The 18,308-nt window shown below is 72.6% G+C and carries 16 protein-coding genes and 1 pseudogene; 8 read left to right on the top strand and 9 right to left on the bottom strand.

Annotated features, from left to right (window positions below):
• Nucleotides 1-233: 233 nt before the first annotated feature.
• Both ACZ6Z8_RS31545 and ACZ6Z8_RS31540 read right to left on the bottom strand, forming a co-directional pair.
• Nucleotides 234-350, bottom strand: a pseudogene (locus ACZ6Z8_RS31545) (IS982 family transposase); the annotation flags it as partial.
• 87 nt (nt 351-437) lie between these two features.
• Complete coding sequence (locus tag ACZ6Z8_RS31540) at nt 438-1,376, bottom strand: helix-turn-helix domain-containing protein (RefSeq protein ID WP_465613452.1); 939 nt, start codon at nt 1,374-1,376, stop codon at nt 438-440.
• Nucleotides 1,377-2,454: 1,078 nt separating this feature from the next.
• Between ACZ6Z8_RS31540 and ACZ6Z8_RS31535 the strand changes: the two genes are divergently transcribed.
• Nucleotides 2,455-2,829 carry an aggregation-promoting factor C-terminal-like domain-containing protein gene (locus tag ACZ6Z8_RS31535; protein ID WP_465613451.1) on the top strand — a complete coding sequence of 125 codons (375 nt, stop codon included), beginning with the start codon at nt 2,455-2,457 and terminating at the stop codon, nt 2,827-2,829.
• Nucleotides 2,830-3,199: 370 nt separating this feature from the next.
• Here ACZ6Z8_RS31535 and ACZ6Z8_RS31530 read toward each other — a convergent pair whose 3' ends face one another.
• Nucleotides 3,200-3,658 carry a MarR family winged helix-turn-helix transcriptional regulator gene (locus ACZ6Z8_RS31530; RefSeq protein ID WP_465613450.1) on the bottom strand — a complete coding sequence of 153 codons (459 nt, stop codon included), beginning with the start codon at nt 3,656-3,658 and terminating at the stop codon, nt 3,200-3,202.
• A gap of 53 nt (nt 3,659-3,711) precedes the next feature.
• Here ACZ6Z8_RS31530 and ACZ6Z8_RS31525 point away from each other — a divergent pair, with 53 nt between their 5' ends.
• The gene (locus ACZ6Z8_RS31525; RefSeq protein WP_465613449.1) at nt 3,712-4,581 is read left to right on the top strand and encodes an alpha/beta fold hydrolase; all 870 of its coding nucleotides are present in this window, start codon (nt 3,712-3,714) and stop codon (nt 4,579-4,581) included.
• Between the two features lie 155 nt (nt 4,582-4,736).
• On the opposite strand, the gene ACZ6Z8_RS31520 is transcribed toward ACZ6Z8_RS31525, so the two are convergent.
• The 6 genes from ACZ6Z8_RS31520 to ACZ6Z8_RS31495 all read right to left on the bottom strand — a co-directional run bounded on the left by ACZ6Z8_RS31520 (nt 4,737) and on the right by ACZ6Z8_RS31495 (nt 12,053).
• Nucleotides 4,737-5,309: an SRPBCC family protein gene (locus tag ACZ6Z8_RS31520; protein WP_465613448.1), complete on the bottom strand. Its 573-nt coding sequence runs from the start codon at nt 5,307-5,309 to the stop codon at nt 4,737-4,739.
• A 76-nt stretch (nt 5,310-5,385) separates the two neighbouring features.
• Entirely contained in the window at nt 5,386-6,732 is a 1,347-nt protein-coding gene (locus ACZ6Z8_RS31515; RefSeq protein ID WP_465613447.1) for a carotenoid oxygenase family protein, read from the bottom strand.
• A gap of 49 nt (nt 6,733-6,781) precedes the next feature.
• A complete protein-coding gene (locus ACZ6Z8_RS31510) occupies nt 6,782-7,222 on the bottom strand; it encodes an SRPBCC family protein (protein ID WP_465613446.1) in 441 nt (146 codons plus the stop codon).
• A 72-nt stretch (nt 7,223-7,294) separates the two neighbouring features.
• Complete coding sequence (locus ACZ6Z8_RS31505) at nt 7,295-8,737, bottom strand: MFS transporter (RefSeq protein ID WP_465613445.1); 1,443 nt, start codon at nt 8,735-8,737, stop codon at nt 7,295-7,297.
• Between the two features lie 60 nt (nt 8,738-8,797).
• Entirely contained in the window at nt 8,798-9,253 is a 456-nt protein-coding gene (locus ACZ6Z8_RS31500) for an SRPBCC family protein (protein ID WP_465613444.1), read from the bottom strand.
• A gap of 94 nt (nt 9,254-9,347) precedes the next feature.
• On the bottom strand, nt 9,348-12,053 hold the full coding sequence (locus ACZ6Z8_RS31495) for an AAA family ATPase (protein ID WP_465613443.1): 2,706 nt from the start codon (nt 12,051-12,053) through the stop codon (nt 9,348-9,350).
• A gap of 555 nt (nt 12,054-12,608) precedes the next feature.
• On the opposite strand from ACZ6Z8_RS31495, the gene ACZ6Z8_RS31490 reads away from it, so the two are divergent.
• From ACZ6Z8_RS31490 to ACZ6Z8_RS31465, 6 genes are all read left to right on the top strand, one after another.
• Entirely contained in the window at nt 12,609-13,916 is a 1,308-nt protein-coding gene (locus ACZ6Z8_RS31490; protein WP_465613442.1) for a molybdopterin-dependent oxidoreductase, read from the top strand.
• 2 nt (nt 13,917-13,918) lie between these two features.
• Complete coding sequence (locus ACZ6Z8_RS31485; protein ID WP_465613441.1) at nt 13,919-14,401, top strand: hypothetical protein; 483 nt, start codon at nt 13,919-13,921, stop codon at nt 14,399-14,401.
• A 203-nt stretch (nt 14,402-14,604) separates the two neighbouring features.
• Nucleotides 14,605-15,453, top strand: coding sequence for an S-methyl-5'-thioadenosine phosphorylase (locus tag ACZ6Z8_RS31480; RefSeq protein WP_465613484.1), 849 nt, complete (start codon nt 14,605-14,607; stop codon nt 15,451-15,453).
• 103 nt (nt 15,454-15,556) lie between these two features.
• The gene (locus ACZ6Z8_RS31475; protein WP_465613440.1) at nt 15,557-16,924 is read left to right on the top strand and encodes a glycosyltransferase 87 family protein; all 1,368 of its coding nucleotides are present in this window, start codon (nt 15,557-15,559) and stop codon (nt 16,922-16,924) included.
• A 54-nt stretch (nt 16,925-16,978) separates the two neighbouring features.
• Complete coding sequence (locus tag ACZ6Z8_RS31470; protein ID WP_465613439.1) at nt 16,979-17,692, top strand: molybdopterin-dependent oxidoreductase; 714 nt, start codon at nt 16,979-16,981, stop codon at nt 17,690-17,692.
• Nucleotides 17,676-18,287: a cytochrome b/b6 domain-containing protein gene (locus ACZ6Z8_RS31465; protein ID WP_465613438.1), complete on the top strand. Its 612-nt coding sequence runs from the start codon at nt 17,676-17,678 to the stop codon at nt 18,285-18,287. Before ACZ6Z8_RS31470 ends, ACZ6Z8_RS31465 begins: the two co-directional genes overlap by 17 nt.
• The last annotated feature ends 21 nt before the right edge of the window (nt 18,288-18,308 follow it).

The raw sequence follows: 18,308 nt of genomic DNA, 5'->3' as shown, positions 1-18,308 counted from the left end.
GCCACCATGACGTTGGCCGGACGTTGGGCCGACACTTGCGTCGTGGGGCCCTCACGCCCTGGGCATCCACGCGCCGGCGGGCCAGATCCGGGCGAGCGCCTCGAACTCGCAGTCCTCGTGCCTGCCGGAGCGGTGGCCTCGCGCCGACCCGCAGCCGTTCCCGCCCGGAGTTCGTGCGCGGCGGCGAGGTTGCCGGCTACCACCACGTCCTGCGCTCCTCGCCTCTGGCGGACGAGTTCAGGTGCGATCCCGATCGCGGGGCGCCACGGCGCCAGGTTCGGCGAAGCCTTCAAAGCGTCATCGACGTTGGCACAAAGCGCCGTTGCGAGGGTGTCCAGGTCTGTCGTCACAAACGGATCATTTGGCGCCCTCGCTTCATGTCCGCAGGCAATCCCTTGGACTCGTTCAGGGCTCTGGAGTGGTCTCCACTGCGGTGACTATGCGTCGCGGTCATTTCGCAGTGCCTGGATGAGCCAGGAGTACACCGGGATCAGGTTCGGTACTACCTGCCAGCCGTTGACGATCCACACCAGCCGCCAGTACCGGTCCACCCGGGGATCGTGCGCCTCTTCGAACTGCTGGGCCATCCAGTGCCGGAATTCCGTGTCAGGGGTGCGTGCGAACATCTCGGCGAAGCGGTGTACGAGGTCGTCGATGAGGGGGGCAACCCTGTCGCTGAGCGGGTCGATGCCCGACTCCAGGGCCTCGGCCACCTTCTGACGGGTGAACTCCATCAGTTCCTTGCCGGCCTCGCTTTCGATGTCGAGCTTGCGCCCGGCGGCCTGGTACATGGCCGTCCGGCGGATCCGGGCCCGGAAGTCCTCGTCGCCGACCAGCTCGGCGAGTTCCACCCACGCGGCGACCTGCTCGCTGGACGGATCATCGGGGAGGTCGGGAGTGGCAGCGCGAACCATGGCCACCATGGCCGGTTCGGCATCCACTGTGCCGAAGGTGCGGTCCAGGAAATCGTCGATCAAACGTCGGCGTTCCTCGCCGGACAACTGCGTGAGCCTGTGCACGAGCTTGGTCTCCTCGGGATTGGACCCGCGTCCGGCCACGACTCGCAAAACGCTCCGACGCAGTTGCAGCATCCGGATCTGGACGTCCATGGCATCGGCGTGCGCCGCGGCGACTTCCGCCACCGAGAGCTCGCGGTCCAGTACCCGTTGAATCGTGGCCAGGTCCACGCCCAGCTCGCGCAGAGTGCGGAGGAGTTCCAGACGAAGCAGTGCGTCGAGGTCGTAGAGCCGATAGCCGGCGGGACTTCGGGTGGTCGGCGCTACCACCCCCGAATCGGAGTAGAACCGGATCGTCCTCACGGGCAAGCCGGTCCTCCGGGAAAGCTCCCCGATCGAGTAGAGGGTCGTAACGTCCATGTCCCCCACTCTGCTGTCTCCAGTCACTGGAGACTCAAGGCTATTCCCCAGCTGGGCCCCCGACCGAGACGTCTCCCGAGTTGCTGAAGCACGCATCACGCGGCTTCCGCTGACCGCCAGGACGACGGGCACGCCTTGCACGCGTTGGGCAAGCGATGGCAGCGACATGTGTCACCGCTTGCTGGTGGCCTTTGGCTACGAGCCCTTGGACTCATTCATTTAGCCGCAGCCGGTTCCCGCGCGCGGTGCCGCGTGAGGCCGCCGACGTACGTCCCGGAGCGAGTGGCCACGCAGCAGACGAGAGATGCACGTGTGCCGGCCGTGGCCCTGGGCCCGGTGGGTATCAGGATGCTTTCATGCACAGGCTTGTTCAGGGGCGGCGTGATCGCAGCGGTCGGCCAGCTCGGCCGCCCAACCTAGCGTTCAATCCTGGAGGAATACCGGCGGGACCCCGAGTACTGGCCGGTGCTGCGCGAGCAGCGGTGGCTGCGGATCCGCGCCGGGTAAGCAAGGGCTGACTGGGATCGCACGGCGCGACCGTTCTTGCAGTTCGCGGCCGGCTGCCCTCGGGGCGTTCCCCGTCGGCCGGGTGTGGTGGGGGTCTCAAGGGGCGGTCAGTGCTCTTGACTCAGCGTGATAGCGGTGGGTCGGTCGGTGATGTGGCCGGGGCCTGTCCCGTGAGTGCGCTCACAGGGGAATGGGGTGCACGACGGCGGATAGTGATGTCCGTTTTAATCCACTTTGAGACCGTTTGACGAGGGACTCAAGCGCGTTGACGCAGGTCGGAAGGGTCGGCGGGGATCGGCCGGCTCGGGGCGGCCCGTCTCCCGGATCGGTGCCGGCTCGCTCCGGCTACGACTGCGGATCGTAAGAAGGGGGTCTTGGCGAGCGCCGATCCGGTCTGGCAACTTGGCATTCGTCGTCAGCCACACCGGCTCCTGTCCCGCCGGTGAACGGCTTACCGCCGAGTCACGCCCCGTGACCGTCATGGCCCCTGTCCGGCCACGGTCCAGGACGGGACGCGACCCGGCCCAACCCGATTGAGGTCTTGCTCTACATGCCCGCTTTCAAGCTCCGTATGCGTACCTCTGCCGCGATTCTTGCCGGCGCCGCCGGTGTGACCGCCCTGGGTGCCGCCGTGGTCCCCACCATGGCCTCGGCCGCGGACGCCTCCCCGCAGGCCATCGCCGCCCAGATCGTCCCGGCGGACCAGCTGGCCTCGTTCAGCCAGGTCGTCTCGCACGAATCCGGCTGGAACGTGACCGCGACCAACCCGAGCTCGGGCTCCTACGGGCTGGGCCAGGCGCTGCCGGCCTCCAAGATGGCCTCCGCCGGCGCGGACTGGAAGACCAACCCGGCCACCCAGATCAAGTGGACGCTGGACTACATGAACACCCGCTACGGCAGCCCCAACGCCGCCTGGGCGTTCTGGCAGAACCACCACTGGTACTGAGCCGACCACATCGTCTCCTCCCCCCGCGCCTCGGGGCCGGACAGGGACCACCGAGGTGACCACGAGGGCCTGTGCCCGCACGCTTGTGCGGGCACAGGCCCTCGTGGCGTTTCCCCGCCGTCGGCACGTCGGCGCACTGCCCACCGGATCCTCCGCCTTGCGGCATCTACGTCACCAAGCGGACGGTGACGTGGACCTTCGGCTCATGCGACTGTCCTGCGGCAAGGTCGCAGCCGCTTCGTCTGAATCACTGACACCCGGCCGCACGGCCTGGCGGAGCCCATCACCGCCACGGTTGACCAGGGGATCCAGGTGGTCCGGCGGACCCTGGACGCCGCGGTCACCCCCGTTTCCTGACGCCTTCGAGACCTTACGCCGGGCCGGTGGACGGGACGTGTGCGGCGTAGAGCCGTTGGAGCAGGAGGTTGAGGTGCTCGCGCTCGGCCTCGGTCAGGGCGTGGAGGAACAGGTCCTGCTCGGCCGCCGCCGCGGCGGCGATCGCCCCGACGAGGGCGTTCCCCCCGTCGGTGAGGACGACGATGCGGCGGCGGCGGTCGGTGTCGTGAGGGCGGCGTTCGACCAACCGCCTGTCCACCAGCTGGTCGAGGACGGCCACGATGTTGCGGGCGTCCATGGCGACGAGTTCTGCCAGGCGCCGCTGCCCTACGGCGCCGTGCTGGCTGAGGGCGACCAGCACGGCGTACTGGCCCTGAGTCAGCTGGTGCTCGCCGAGAAAGGCCGCCCAGGAGCGCGTCGCGAGGGAGCCCAGCCGTGCCAGCAGGAAGCCGGTGCCGCGCTCGAAGGCCGGTCGGTCGTTGTCGCCGTGCATGAGCGCCAGCCTACCCAATAGACATGCCACATGTCGTTTGATAGACATGAATCATGTCTATCGAGCTGCGCCACTCGACTGTGTCGATCGATGACCTCTCGCTTCACCTCGTGGAGTCCGGCGCCCCCGAGGGCCGGCCGTTCCTGTTCCTGCACGGCTGGCCGGAGTCGTGGCGGACCTGGCTGGGTGTGATGGAAGCGGCCCAGGGCGACGAGGCCCGGATCATCGCCCTCGATCTGCCCGGCGTCGGCGGATCCACCGGGGCGGTCGGTGGCGGATCGAAGCTCCGACTGGCGCAGACGATCCACGCTCTGGTGCGAGAACTCGGCCTCACCGGTGCCACGCTGATCGGCCACGATGCCGGTGGGATGGCGGCCTACGCCTACCTGCGGCAGTTCGGCGACGTCGACCGCGTCGTCATCATGAACACCGTCATCCCCGGCGTCGATCCTTGGAACGATGTCCTGCGCAACCCCTACATCTGGCACTTCGGCCTGCACACCGTCCCGGCCCTGCCGGAGACCCTCGTTCAGGGGCGCCAGGCGGCGTACTTCGACTACTTCTACGACGTACTGTCGGCCGATCCCCGTCGGATTACCGCCGAGTCGCGATCGGCCCACGCCGCCGCCTACGGCAGTGAGGAGGCGCTCACCGCGGGATTCGACCTGTACCGGGCCTTCAGTCAAGACGCCCGGGACAACGCCGCGTTCGCCGCTGCCGACTCCGTAGAGACGCCGCTGTTGTACGTGCGCGGCGACTGCGAAGGCGGCGACATCCACGCCTACGCCCAAGGCTTCCGCGACGCGGGGGTCAGGAACCTGACCACGGCGGTGGTCGCCGACGCCGGGCATTTCGCCCAGGAGGAGCAGCCCGCCGACATCTGGGCGCTCATCCGAGACTTCGCCGCCGCCACGGCGGGTTGAGTGGCCGTGCCCAGGCAGCGTCGTCGAATTGATCTTGGACAGCCCGGCGGGTCGGGCAGCGGGTCGGCCACGGTCTGCGTGGGAACACCAGTCCCACGGGCCGGGGCCAGGACGTCTGCTCAGCAGCACGGGGCCGCCCGGCCCCGGCCTTGTGATCAACTACGGGATTCTGCTTCGTGCTTGAGGTTGGTGACCCAGTTGTGCAGGGAGTTGTCCAGGGCCGCCTGCAGGGCGGCTTGGTTCGCGGTGACGGGTTCCCCGGTCCAGGACTCCTCGGTGTGGACGAGGACGCCCTCGCGGGTGGGGGTGAAGGTCCAGACGTGGACGGCGGTGATGCCCTGGGCCGGGCCGCCCCACGCGAGGCGCCTGCCGTGATCGACCTGCCGGACGGTGGAGGTGATGTCGAGCCCTTCGGTGCTCCAGCGGAACCTCGAGCCGGGGCGCAGCCGACCGGGGGTGTCCTTGACGACGGTTTCTACGGTGGGCTGCCAGGCGGGCCAGTTCTCGACGTCGGTCTGGATGTTCCAGACGGTGTGCAGCGGGGCGTGGATGAGGATGTCGGCGCGGGTGATGACCGGGGCGTGTTCGTCGATCTGCACGTCGGTGCGGTGGGCGGCCGCTGCGGTGGGTGTCCGGTCGGTGGTGAGGGCGGACGCGGCGGTGGTGGAGGCAGTGAGGAGGAGTGCGAGGGTGAGGGCGGTGGTAGTGGCTGCGGCGGGTGCGCGCATGGCAGTGCTCTTTCCTTGAAGTGGTCCGGCGGATCCCGGGGGCGGCGGGCGTCCCCGGGATCCGGCTCGGGTGGAGTCAGAGGGTGCTGTCGGGAATCCAGGAGCCGTGGATTCCGGCGGTGACGCGGCGGGGGAGGTGGACGGTGGCGACCTTGTCGAGGCGGGCGGCGTCCAGGACGAGCAGCTGCGAGGCGTCCTGCTTGAGGTCCGAGACGACGGTGAGCAGGTAGCCGTCGTCCTCCCGGGTCCCGCCGGCCGCGGCGACGAACACCGCTTCGCTGGGCAGCCGGGCGTCGCCGGCCTGGTGGATGCGCCGTTCACCCGTGGCACGGTCGTACTTGACGACGCCGTAGCCGCCGAAGCCGTCCTGGTCGGGGAAGGAGATCGCGTACTGGTAGCGGTTCTCGATGCCGAGGAAGTCCTCGTTGAGGGTGGGGAACTCGATGGCGAGGTCGTCGACCACCCGCTCCTCGACCCGGCCGGTCGCCGGGTCGAGGACCCAGCGGCGGTTGTAGGAGCGGGCGTTGGGCTCGCTGCCGCGGCCGGGCGCGCCGACCCACCAGTTCCAGGAGAGCTGGAAGCCCTCGCGGTCGACGGTGGGGCCCTCCAGCACGATGCGGCCCTCGGCGTCCTCGTAGGCGTTGGCGACGTGGAGCATGTTGCCGGGTTCGATCGGGAACCATCGGATCGCGGCGGCGCCCTGCGCTCCGCGCGGCATGACGCCGATCCGGGCCGGCTGCTCGTCCTGCCAGGAGTAGGGGATGCCGGAGTGCTCGGTGGGGTCGAAGGTGACGGTGCCCTCCACGAAGACCACGTGGTGGCGAGTGATCGCGAAGTCGTGCTTGAGCGCGGCGCTCGCACCGGGGATCTCCGCGCTGTGCGTGATCTGCCCCTTGGCATCGGCGACGTAGTACACCAGGTAGGGCGGGAAGGGCGAGGAGCCGAAGAAGTGCAGCTCGCCGGTGACCGGGTCGCTCTTGGGGTGCGCGGTCATCGCGCTGCGCAGCTTGCCGTCGAAGTCGTAGGCGCCGACGGTGTCCAGGTCGGGCGTGAGTTCGAAGGGGAGGTTCGCCTCGCAGAGGGCGAGCAGCCGGCCGGCGTGCTCGATGACGTGGGTGCCGGCGGTGGAGGCGGTCAGGTCGGGGCCGTGCTCGGTCAGGTAGGGGGCGCCGTCCAGCGCGGGGGTGCGTACCCAGCGGTTGCGGTACCACTCGGCGCGGCCCTCGCGCAGCCGGATGCCGTGCACCATGCCGCTGCCCTTGAACCAGTGGGCGGGGGTGACGCCCGGTTTCGGGTTGTGGCTGTTGCGGACCAGGCGGCCGGTCAGCTCCGGCGGCAGGGTACCTTCGACGGTCAGTTCGGTGGCGGTCAGTTCGTCGGCGACGGGGGTGTAGTGGCCGGTCAGGTAGGGCTTGGCGGTCATGCTCGTGGTCCTCGTGTCTCCAGTGTGAAAAAGGCGGAAGGTGGCGGGGTCAGGAGAGCTTCTCGGCGCGGTTCCTGAGGCAGGTCAGCCAGTCCTCCAGGGAGGTGCGCAGGGCGGCGGCGAGCTGGTCGGTGGCGGCGTCGACGGGCGCGCCGCTCCAGGACTCCTCGGTGCGGACGACGACACGGTCACCGCTCTGTTCGAAGGTCCACACGTGGACGCCTTCGATGCCGTGGGCCGGGCCGCCCCAGACGATCCGGGCGCCGGGCACCAGCTCGTGGACGGTGGAGGTGATCTCCATCCCGTGGGTGCGCCAGGTGAACGAGGTGCCCTCGGTGAGCGGGCCCTGCAGGCGGGCCTGGTCGATGTCGGGGTTCCAGACCGGCCAGTTGTCGATGCCGGTGTGCAGGGACCAGACGTGCTCCAGGGGGGCGTTGATCTCGGTGGACAGGCGGACGATGACGGGTGCGCTCTCGTCGATGGTGATCACGGTGTTTCCTCTCGGCGGTCGGTGCGAACGGATGATGCGGGTGGGGAGGTGAAGTGAGGGGGTGCCGGGCAGTCAGCGGCGGCCGGGGACGGCGGGCTCCTCGGTGGGCGTGCGGCGCGGCCGGTCAGCGGTGGGGGTGCGGCGCACCCACAGGGCGGCGAGCAGGGCGGTGCCGGCCAGGACGGCGGCGCCCAGGGCGAAGGCGGTGCGGTAGCCGGCGGTCAGCGCCTCCAGGGGCGGCTGGTGGCGGCCGGCGCGGGAGGTGACGGATCCGGCGACGGTCGCCAGGACGGCGAGCCCGACGGCGCCTCCGACCTGCCGGGTGGTGTTGACCAGGCCGCCCGCCAGGCCCGCGTCCGGTCCGTCGACGCCTGCCACGGACAGGCTGGTGAGCTGGACGAAGGCGACGCTCAGACCGAGTCCGACCAGGACGCTCGGGCCGAGCACATCGGTGAGGAAGGCGCCGTCCGCGTCGATCCGGGACAGCCACAGCATCCCGGCCGCCTCGGTCAGCAGCGCCGAGACCAGCGCGGCGCGGCCGCCGGTCCGGCGGACGAGGGCGGGGGCGAGGGCTGCGCCGAGCATGTTCGCGAAGGCGAGGGGGAGTTGTCCGAGCCCGGTGGTCAGCGGGTCCTCGCCGAGGACCTGCTGCTGGTAGAGCGGCAGGAAGAAGAACAACGCGATCCACACGGAGCCGAACAGGCCCGTCAGCAGGTTCCCGACCGTCACGTCGCGGGCGGCGAACAGCCGCGGCGGCACCAGAGGGGAGGTGCTGGTGCGCTCGACCCGCCAGAACACCACCGCGAGCACGGCGGCGGCGCCGAACGCGGCCAGTACCCAGGGGTCCGTCCAGCCCGAGCGGCGGGCCGTGGTCAGGCCCCACACCAGGGCGGTCAGGGCCAGGGCGCTCATGGCGGTCCCGGCGCAGTCGAACCTGGTCCGTTCCGCCCGGCCCGCAGCGGGGACGCATGCGGCCGTCGCCGCCAGCACCGCGAAGCTGCCGATCGCCACCGTGCGGAAGATCCACGGCCAGCCCCACGCCTGGGTCAGCAGCCCACCGAGCACCACCCCCGCCGCACCGCCCGCACCGGACACCGCACCCCAGACCGCCAGCGCCCGGCCGCGGGCCGGGCCCGGCGCGTACAGGCCCACCGCGAGGGCAAGGGCAGCCGGGGCGACGGCCGCCGCCCCCGCCCCCTGGACGGCCCGTGCGGCGATCAGCACACCGGGCGAGGTGGCCATCGCGGCGACGGCGGAGGCGGCCCCGAAGGTCCCCAGCCCGGCCAGCAGGACGCGGCGCCGTCCCAGCAGGTCGGCGGCCCGCCCACCGGCCAGCAGCAGCGCCCCGAACGCCAGGCCGTAGGCGTTGACCACCCACGTGGTGGCGGAGTCGGAGAGGCCGACGCCATCCCTGATCTGCGGCAGGGCGACGTTCACGATCGAGGTGGCGAGCATGACGGTGGACTGGGCGGCGGCCAGCACCGCAAGGACGGCGCCGCGCGGCGGACTGGGCATGGGAACTCCGTGAACTGGGCCGTGGGAAACAGCCGGTGGGAGGGGAACGGCGCGGCGGCGTCAGCGCGCGGCGCGCTCGGCGGCGGACTTCAGGTGCAGCAGCCACTGCGCGAGCGACCGGTCCAGGGCCCGGGTGACGGCGTCGGCGTCGGCCTGCACAGGCGCACCGTCCCAGGACTCCTCCGTGACGACGAAGGTCGCCCTGGACGAAGGCGTGAACGTCCACTCGTGGACGGCGGTGATGCCCTGCGAGAGGCCACCCCAGAGAATCGACCGGGGCGCGTCCACCGCGTACACGGTGGAGGTGACGTCCACGCCGCCGGTGCGCCAGTGGAACACCGCGCCCGGGGTCAGCGGAGTCAGGGCGCGGGCCACCGCGATGTCCGGCTGCCAGGTCGGCCAGCCGGGCACGTACGTCAGCAGCGCCCAGACGGCAGGGGACGGGGCCCGGATCGGCAGCTCACGGCGGGCGACGACCGGGGCGGCCCGGTCGATGCCCGAGGGCGTGTTCTTCATGCCCCCGAGTCTGGTCCGCCCCACCCCGCGCCCTCATCGGCGAAAGTCACCTAGGCGATTGCCTAAGTGAGCCGGCCGGGGCCTGGGTCGGGGCCTAGGCGTCCCGGCCGAGCACGTCGGCGAGTTGGCGGCGCGAAGTGACGTCGAGCTTGCGGAACACACTGCGCAGATGGGCGTCGATGGTGCGCGGGCTCAGGAACAGCCGATCGGCGACCTCCCGGGAGGTCGCGCCGGTCGCCACCAGGCGCGCGATGTTCAGCTCCTGACCGGTCAACAGCTCCACCGCGCCGAGCCCGGCCGGCCGAGCCTGCTCCCCGGCGGCGGCCAGTTCCACCCGGGCCCGCTCGGCGAACCCCTCCGCGCCCATCGCGGTGAACAGCTCATGAGCGGTGCGCAGCGCCTCACGGGCCTGCCCGCGGCGGCCGTCCCGGCGCAGCCACGCGCCCTGGTGCAGCAGGGCCCGGCCGCGCCACACCCGCAGGCCGGCGGCGTCCAACCGGGCCACTGCCTCGGCGTGGAGTTCCGCCGGGTCGTCCGACAGCAGGGCGGCGAGCGCCGCGCGCACGCCCAGCGCCCAGTCGCTGCCCGCCGCCGACGCGTGCCGCGACAGCCGTGCGAACGCCTCCTGGGCGGTGTCCTGCTCGCCGCACCGGACGGCCGCCTCGACGAGCTCGGGCAGGGCGAGGCTGGACGTTCCCAGGTCTCCGTCCGCCACGGCCAGCCGCGCGGAGGCCAGGGCCGCGCGGTGGTCCGCGACGCCGTTGGCGTGCAGCGCCGCCGCCGCGTGGACGGTCGCCGTCAGCATGCCCTTGCGCCGGGCGTGCGACTCGGCCAGCACCCGGTCGAACAGGGGCCGCGCCTCAGCGTCCACCCCGCGCACCGCGGCCGCGAACAGCCGGCCGTACCAGTGCGGCGGGACGCCGGTCACCTCGGCTATGCCGTCGGCTTCGCTGTTCAACGCCGCCGCATCGAGGAGGTCACCGCGCTGCGCGGCGGCCATCGCCTGCATCCACAAGCCCACCGGCAGGACCATCAGCGTTCCGCCGGCGCGCGCGGAGTCGACGGCCCGACCGGCGAGCCGGTCCTCCAAGGCGACGTCCCACAACTCGACGGCGAGCAAGGCGGCCAGCGACAGCCGGCCCGCCCACAACGGGTCGGCCACGTCGGACAGCATCCCGAGCAGCACCGGCACCACCGCGAGGTCGCCGTCGAGGTAGCCGACGAGGGCGTCCAGCAACTCGTCCGCGGTCGAGCGTTCACCGGCCGGTGCGGGCGCCCGCCGGGCCGCCGCCAGGGCGTCTCGCGCCGCAGGGGAGGACCTGCCCACCACCAGACCCGCCTGAAGGGCGTCCAGCAGGTGCGTCCGCGCCCGGCCGGGATCGAGGTCGGCCGCCGCCACCAGGTGGCCGACCGCGTCCGCCGCACCGTCGCCGAAGAACGCCGCACGGCCGCGCAGAAGTTCGGCCTGCACCCGTCCGGCGGCGTCGATCGGGCCGCCCTCGGCCGCCTCGACCAGCGTCAGCGCGCTCTCGAACGAGCCGGCCTCCATCGCAGCCCGCGCGGCGGCGAGACTGCGTTCGGCCCGCAGCCGCGGATCGGCCGACAGCCCCGCGGCCTGCTCCAGGAACGCCGCCTCGGCAGCGGCCCCGCCCCGGCGCCGCGCCCGCTCCGCGCAGCGCAGCAGATCGGCCGCCACCTCCTCATCCGGCCGGGACAGCGACTGCGCCCGGTGCCACGAACGCCGATCGGGCGCCGTCAGCGGATCGGTGACCTGTGCGAGCGCCCCGTGCACCCGGCGGCGCTCCGCCGGGGAAGCCGCCGTGTACACCGCCGAGCGCACCAACGGATGCCGGAATCTCGACTGCCCGCCCAACTCGATCAACTCGCTCGCCTCGGCCTCCGGCCCCGCCTGCGGCCCCACCCCCAGCAGATCGGCCGCCCGCCACAACAGGCCAGGGTCACCCAGCGGTTCGGCGGCCGCCACCAGCAGCAGAACCCGGGCGTCCTCGGAGAGCCGGGACACCTGCTGCTGATAACTCTGCTCGATCCGGCTGGCCGGGGAGACCGGCGTCGGCAGCCCGAAACCGCCCGCCAGCACGGCGGGCCCGAGCCGGCGCGGCAACTCCAGCAACGCCAGCGGGTTACCGCGCGCCTCGGCCAGGATCCGCTCCCGCACCTGGTCGTCCACGGGGCCGAGCAGACTGGACGCCAGCAGCCGACGCGCCACCTGATCGGACAACCGGGGCAGCGTCAGCACCGGCAGCCCCTCCAACTCCGGGATGACGTACGTGTCACGCACCCCGAACACGAACGCCACCGACTCGTCCGCCACTCGCCGCGCCACGAAAGCCAGTACCTGCGCCGACGCCCGATCCAGCCACTGCGCATCGTCCACCACGCACACCACGGACTGCTCCCGGGCAGCATCCGACAGCAGCCCCAACAGGGCCGAACCGACGGCGAAACGACTCGGCGTGCCTCCCTCGTCCAGCCCCAGCGCCACCGCCAGCGCGTTCCGCTGCGCGGCGGGCAACCGCCCGATCCGCTCGTGCAGTGGGCGGGTCAACTGGTGCACGGCGGCGTACGCGAAGTCAGCCTCGAACTCCGCCCCGTTCACCCACAGCAGCCGCACACCCGACAATCCGTCAGTGACACGGCGCAGCAACGTCGTCTTGCCGATGCCCGCCTCACCACGTACGACCGCTGCCCCGCCCCGACCTGCCCGCGCACCGGCCAACAGGTCGACGAGGACAGCACGTGCAGCAGGCGGTATGTACTCGGAGACGGTCGCAGAAGCCACCCCGGAATCATGCCATGCCACTTGACCTCGGCTTTTTCTCTCAGCCCGTACGACGGCCCAGGTGCCCGCTTCCCGGGCGTGGGCGAGGACCGGCAGTGCCGGGCGGGCGTTGCGGTCCGGGTAGGGGTGGAGGAAGGCGATGTGGAGGTGCGCCCTTGCAGATGCACCTCGTTCACACCGAGGACCAGCTTCCCAGGCGTCCGTGGCCCGAGGCGCGTCCGTCCGGGTGATGTTCTCGTCGGTCGGGTCCGGCTTCACCGAAACGGGTGCGCCGCTGGTGGTTCGCTGTCCGGCGGGCGCTGGTCGACCGGTTCTGACCGTGGTGGCACGGAAGAGCCGGTGATCGCCGGCCCTTCCGTGCGGAAGGGGACCGGTGAACCGCGCTTCCACGGTGGGTCCGGGCGGAGGTGGCGGGTGGTCGGGGCTCGGCGTGGTGGTGGATCGGGTGGACGAAGGCGGTGGTGGCGAGCCGCCGATCCGCTGCGGCGCATCACCCGGGCCGGCGGCAGCACCTGGCGCGGCGCGGTCCGGGCCGTTGAACGGTCCCGTGCCGCGGTGGGTGCGCGACTGCCGGCGTTCGCCCGCGGGCTCGGGCAGGCGCCCGCACCGCCCGGACCGTTCCGCCCGGGGTTCTGGCGCAGTCCGATCCGGGGGCCCTGGCTGACGTCGGTGTTCGGGCTGGTGCTGCTCGTCGGGCTCCCGGTCCTCTTCGTGACCGGAGCCCTGTCCTACGCCGCGTACAACCCGGACCTCGGCCTGCTCAACGACCAGACCCCGGACAAGGGCGTGCTGGGCTTCTACCTCTTCGACTGGCCCACCCACCCGTCCTGGCTGTACCGGCTCACCCAGGGCGTGCACGTGACGCTCGGCGTGACCCTGGTGCCGGTGGTGCTGGCCAAGCTGTGGTCGGTGTTCCCGAAGCTCTTCGAGTGGCCGCCCGTGCGCAGCGCCGCCCACGCGCTGGAGCGGCTGTCGCTGCTGATGCTGGTCGGCGGAGTCGTCTTCGAATTCGTGACCGGGATCCTCAACATCCAGCTCCACTACGTCTTCCCGGGGTCCTTCTACGCCCTCCACTTCTACGGCGCGTGGGTGTTCGTCGCGGCGTTCGCCGTCCACGTGGCCCTCAAGCTGGCGACGACGGTCCGCGCCCTGAAGTCGCGTTCGCTGCTGGGGGAGTTGCGCACCGGTCTCGCCGACACCAGGCCCGAGCCGCCCGACGCCGACGGCCTGGTGGCGGTCGCCCCCGACGCCCCGACGATCGCCCGGCGCGGCGCACTCGCGCTGGTGGGCGCAGGGTCCCTGGTCCTGTTCGCGGTCACCGTGGGGCAGAGCGTCGGCGGCCGGCTCCGGACCACCGCACTGCTGGCACCCCACAACCGCGAACCGGGGGAGGGCCCGAACGGCTTCCAGATCAACAAGACGGCCGCCTCCGTCGGCGTCTCGCCGGCGATGGTCGGTCCGCGCTGGCGGCTGGAGCTGTACGGCGCCGGGCCGGCGCAGTCGCTCTCCCGTGAGCAACTGCTGGCGATGTCGCAGCGGTCGGCCTGGCTGCCGATCGCCTGCGTGGAGGGCTGGTCCACCGCGGACCAGCACTGGAGCGGGCTCCGGCTCGCCGACCTCGCCGCCATGGCCGGTCTGCCCGAGGCGTCGAGCGTGCTGGTGGAGTCGGTCCAACCGCCCGGGCCCTACAGCTCCGTGGTGCTGCGCGACAATCAGATCCGCGACCTCCGCTCTCTCCTCGCCCTCAGGGTCAACGGAGCCGACCTCTCCCTCGACCACGGCTATCCCGCCCGGATCATCGTTCCCGCCAACCCCGGTGTGAACAACACCAAATGGGTCCGCCGACTCACCTTCAGGACGTGACCATGGCCCGACCTGCCCGCCTCACCCGCTGGTACGGCGCCGGCCCGATGCACCTGCTCGTTCTCGTCGCGTCCCTCGCGCTGACCGGGTACGCCGTCGAGCGACTCGTGGCCGACCGGCCTCTCGCCGTGGCGATCTGGTTCGTCGGCGCGGCCGTCGCCCACGACCTGATCCTGCTGCCGCTGTACTCGCTCGCCGACCTCTCGGCCCGGGCCGTGCTCCGCCACCGCCGGGAACGGGCTGCCGCGGTGGAGTGGATCGGCTATCTCCGGGTACCGGCCTTCCTCTCCGGTCTCCTGCTGCTCGTCTGGTTCCCGCTCATTCTCGATCTGTCCGAGCCCTACCCGGGAGCCACCGGGCTGTCGGCGGACGTCTACCTCGGCCGATGGCTCGCGATCACCGGGGTCCTGTTCGGCGCGGCAGCCGTCGGCCTGGCGCTCAGGCTGCGCGCCGCCCATCGAACCGGGCGACGCGAGCCGCGGTGAGCGGCACCCGCCGTAGCTCCCCACTGAAGCAGCGTAAGCACTGCGGCGGCCTGGAACACCGCTGACCGGACGCCGGCCGCCGAGGCGGCCCTCCGCGCGTGCACGGCGTCCGCGAATCGTAAGGCTGTGGTTCACGGAGTCCGCCGTGGCCGGCTCCTACAGTGGCCGGTACGTTCCTGCTCTGAGAGGTGGTAGAGGTGACGGTGCATCAGGAGGAGCCGCGGGCCGAGGTGGGTGTGATCGGCGGTTCGGGGCTGTACGCGCTGCTGGACGAGGTGACCGAGGTGCGGGTCGACACGCCGTACGGGCCGCCCAGCGACGCGCTGTTCGTGGGGGAGGCGGCAGGGCGGCGGGTCGCCTTCCTGCCCCGGCACGGGCGCGGCCACAGGCTGCCGCCGCACCGGATCGACTACCGGGCCAACCTGTGGGCGCTGCGCTCGCTGGGGGTGCGGCAGGTGCTCGCGCCGTGCGCGGTGGGCGGGCTGCGGGCGGAGTACGGGCCCGGCACGCTGCTGGTGCCGGACCAGTTCGTGGACCGGACCTCGGGGCGGGTGCAGACCTTCTACGACGGGCTGCCGCTGCCGGACGGTTCGGTGCCCGAGGTGGTGCACGTGTCGATGGCCGACCCGTACTGCCCGGCCGGGCGGCAGGCCACGCTGGAGGCGGCGCGCGGGGCGGCCTGGGAACCCGTCGACGGCGGAACGCTCGTGGTGATCGAGGGCCCGCGCTTCTCCACCCGGGCCGAGTCCCGCTGGTTCACCGCCAACGGCTGGTCGGTGGTCGGCATGACCGGGCACCCCGAGGCGGTGCTGGCGCGTGAACTCGGGCTCTGCTACACCTCGGTGGCACTCGTGACCGACCACGACGCCGGTGTGGAGGCCGGCGAGGGCGTCACCCAGGCCGAGGTGCTCAAGGTCTTCGCGGGGAGCGTCGACCGGCTGCGCACGGTGCTGTTCAAAGCCATCGGGACGCTGCCCACCGAGCGCGCGTGCGTCTGCTCGCGCGCCCTGGACGGCCTCACGACCGGCCTTCCCGGCGTCCCCGGCGACTGACCGCTCCGGACCGGTGACGCCACCACCGCGCGGTGCTTACGGATTCCGAACGGCGGCCCCGCCGGTGCCGACGGCGGGCAGGTACCGGTGGCAGGGTGGGCGCGTGCCCACCCGTGCTTCCCTGACCTGCGCCCTCGCGGTCGCCGCCCTCGCGGCGGCCCTCGCGCTGACCGTGACCGGCGGCGGGACGCTCGCCGACCGGTCGCCGCTCCACGACTGGTACACGCTCGACGCCGCGCTCTTCGTCCTCGCGCTGCTCCTGCTGCGGAAGGTGAGCCGCCGCCACGTGGTGCCGCTGGTGCTGACGGGGAGTGTCCTGGTCGCCGCGGCCGGGCTGCTGGCGCCGCCGCGTACCAGCGACGACGCCTACCGGTACGTGTGGGACGGGCGGGTCCAGGCGGCCGGGCTCTCCCCGTACGCGTACACCCCGGACGACCCGGCGCTGGTCCGGCTGCGCGACGCGGGCCTGTTCCCGGTGGGGGACGGCTGTGCGACCTGGGACGAGCGGCGGACGGCGGCCGGGGACTGCACCCGCATCAACCGGCCGGCCGTGCACACCGTCTACCCGCCGGTCGCGGAGGCCTGGTTCCTCGCCGTGCACCCCTTCGGTGGCGGGGTGCGCGGCGTGCAGGCCGCCGGTGCGCTGCTGGCGGTCCTCACCACCGGTGTGCTGCTGGCGGTCGGGCGGGGCAGTCGGCGCGCGGCGCTGTGGGGGTGGTGTCCGGGCGTGACGGTGTGGGCGGTCAACGACGCGCACGTGGATACCCTCGGCGCGCTCCTCATGGTGGCCGGGTTGGGCTGTGCGGCCCGCCGCCGGGCCGGTGCCGGGGGCGCCCTGCTCGGGGCGGCGGCCGCGACCAAGCTGCTGCCGGCGCTCGCCCTGCCCGGTGCGGTGTCCGGGCTGCTGGCCCGGCGGCCGACGAAGGGCGACCTGCTGGTGCCGGCGGTGGCCCTCGGGACGTTCGTGCTGGCCTACCTGCCGTACGTCGCCGTCTCCGGTGCCGGCGTCCTGGGCTACCTGCCCGGGTACCTGCGGGAGGAGGGGTACGAGCAGGGGCACCTCGACCGGTTCGGGTTGCTGCGGGTGGTGGTGCCGGACCGGTGGGCCGCGTGGGCGGCCGCCCTGGCGCTGGGCGCCGTGGTGCTGTGGGTGCTGCGGCGCGGTGATCCCCACCGTCCGTGGCGCGGCGCGCTCCTGGTGACGGGGAGCGCCCTGCTGCTCGTCGCGCCGAGCTACCCCTGGTACGGACTGCTGGTGGTGGCCCTGGTGGCGCTCGACGGGCGGTGGGAGTGGCTGGCGGTCCCGGCGGCCGGACAGGCGCTCTACCTGGTGGGCGGGCCGCAGGCGCAGCGCACCGCCTACGCGCTCGCCCTGGTCTGCGTCCTGGTGGTGCCGGCGCTGCGCAGGCTCGTGAGCGCCGCGCCGGTCCGCACGGCGCGCGGCGCTGCGCCGGAGATGACGAAACCCTGACGGAACACCGCCGTCACTGGCCGAGGCCCGGGCCGACCTGGTCGAATCGGGGCCGTGGACAGAAAAGCGGAACATCCCAAGGGCACGCCCGTGGGCCGCCGGGTGGTGCTCGGGCTGCTCGGGCTGGGCGCCGTGGGCGTCGCGGCGGGCCCGTACCTGCAGCGGGCCGAGTCGTCGTTGGCGGAGCGGGACCCGAGCGGCCTGAGCGGGCTGCTGCCGGGCAACAACGGCTTCCGGTACTACTCGGTGGTGACCTCCGTCCCCGAGCGGGACGCGACGGACTACACCCTCACCGTGGGCGGCCTGGTGGAGCGCCCCGCCACCCACCGGCTGGCCGACCTCCAGGCCATGCCGCAGCGGCGGCTGGTCAGGGACGTCCAGTGCGTCACCGGCTGGCGGGTGCCGGACACCCCCTTCGAGGGGGTGCCGCTGGCCCACCTGCTCGACGCCGCCGGGGTCAAGCCGGGCGCCAAGGCCGTGCGCTTCGACTGCTTCGACGGGGCGTACACCGAGAGCCTCACCCTGGAGCAGGCCCGGCGGGACGACGTGCTGGTCGCGCTGCGCATGCAGGACAAGCCGATCGCGCACGACCACGGCGGGCCGGTGCGGCTGTACGTCGCGCCGATGTACTTCTACAAGTCCGCGAAGTGGCTGTCGGGCATCACGGTCACCGACGCGGTGCAGCCCGGGTACTGGGAGGGCAACGGTTATGACGTCGACGCCTGGGTCGGCCGGTCGAACGGGCGGGACGATGCGCCGACGAGCTGAGCTGGTCCTGCGCTTCACCCGCGCCGAGCGCTGGGTGCACCGCACCACGGCCGCGCTGATGGGCGTCTGCCTGGCCACGGCCGGCTGCCTCTACCTCGCGCCGCTGGCCGAACTGGTCGGCAACCGGCCGCTGGTGGTCACCGTGCACGTGTGGTGCGGCCTGGCGCTGCCGGTGCCGCTGCTGCTCGGCCTCGTCTCCCGGGCGGTGCGGGCGGACGCCGCCCGGCTCAGCCGCTTCACCCCGGCGGACTGGCAGTGGCTGCGGGCCGTGCGCGCCCGGGCCGGGCACCGGCCGGCCGGGAAGTTCAACGCCGGGCAGAAGCTGTACGCGCAGTGGACGCTCGGCTCGATGCTGGTGATCGTCGGCACCGGACTGCTGATGTGGCTCACCCACCTGGCCCCGCCCTCCTGGCGCACCGGCGCGACCTTCGTGCACGACTGGCTGGCCGCAGCCATCGCCGTCGTGGTCGCCGGGCACGTCCGGATGGCCTGGCGGGACCGGGAGTCACGGCTCGGGATGCGAACCGGCCTGGTCGAGCGGCACTGGGCCGAGCGCGAGCACCCGCAGTGGCGGGCCACCGACGCCGAGCGGTAGGCGAGCGGCACCGCGCCGGCG

This window comes from Kitasatospora sp. NPDC101108 (assembly GCF_055584725.1).
The sequence above is the reverse complement of the archived record's forward strand: the minus strand, read 5'-3'. Positions and strand labels throughout refer to the sequence as shown.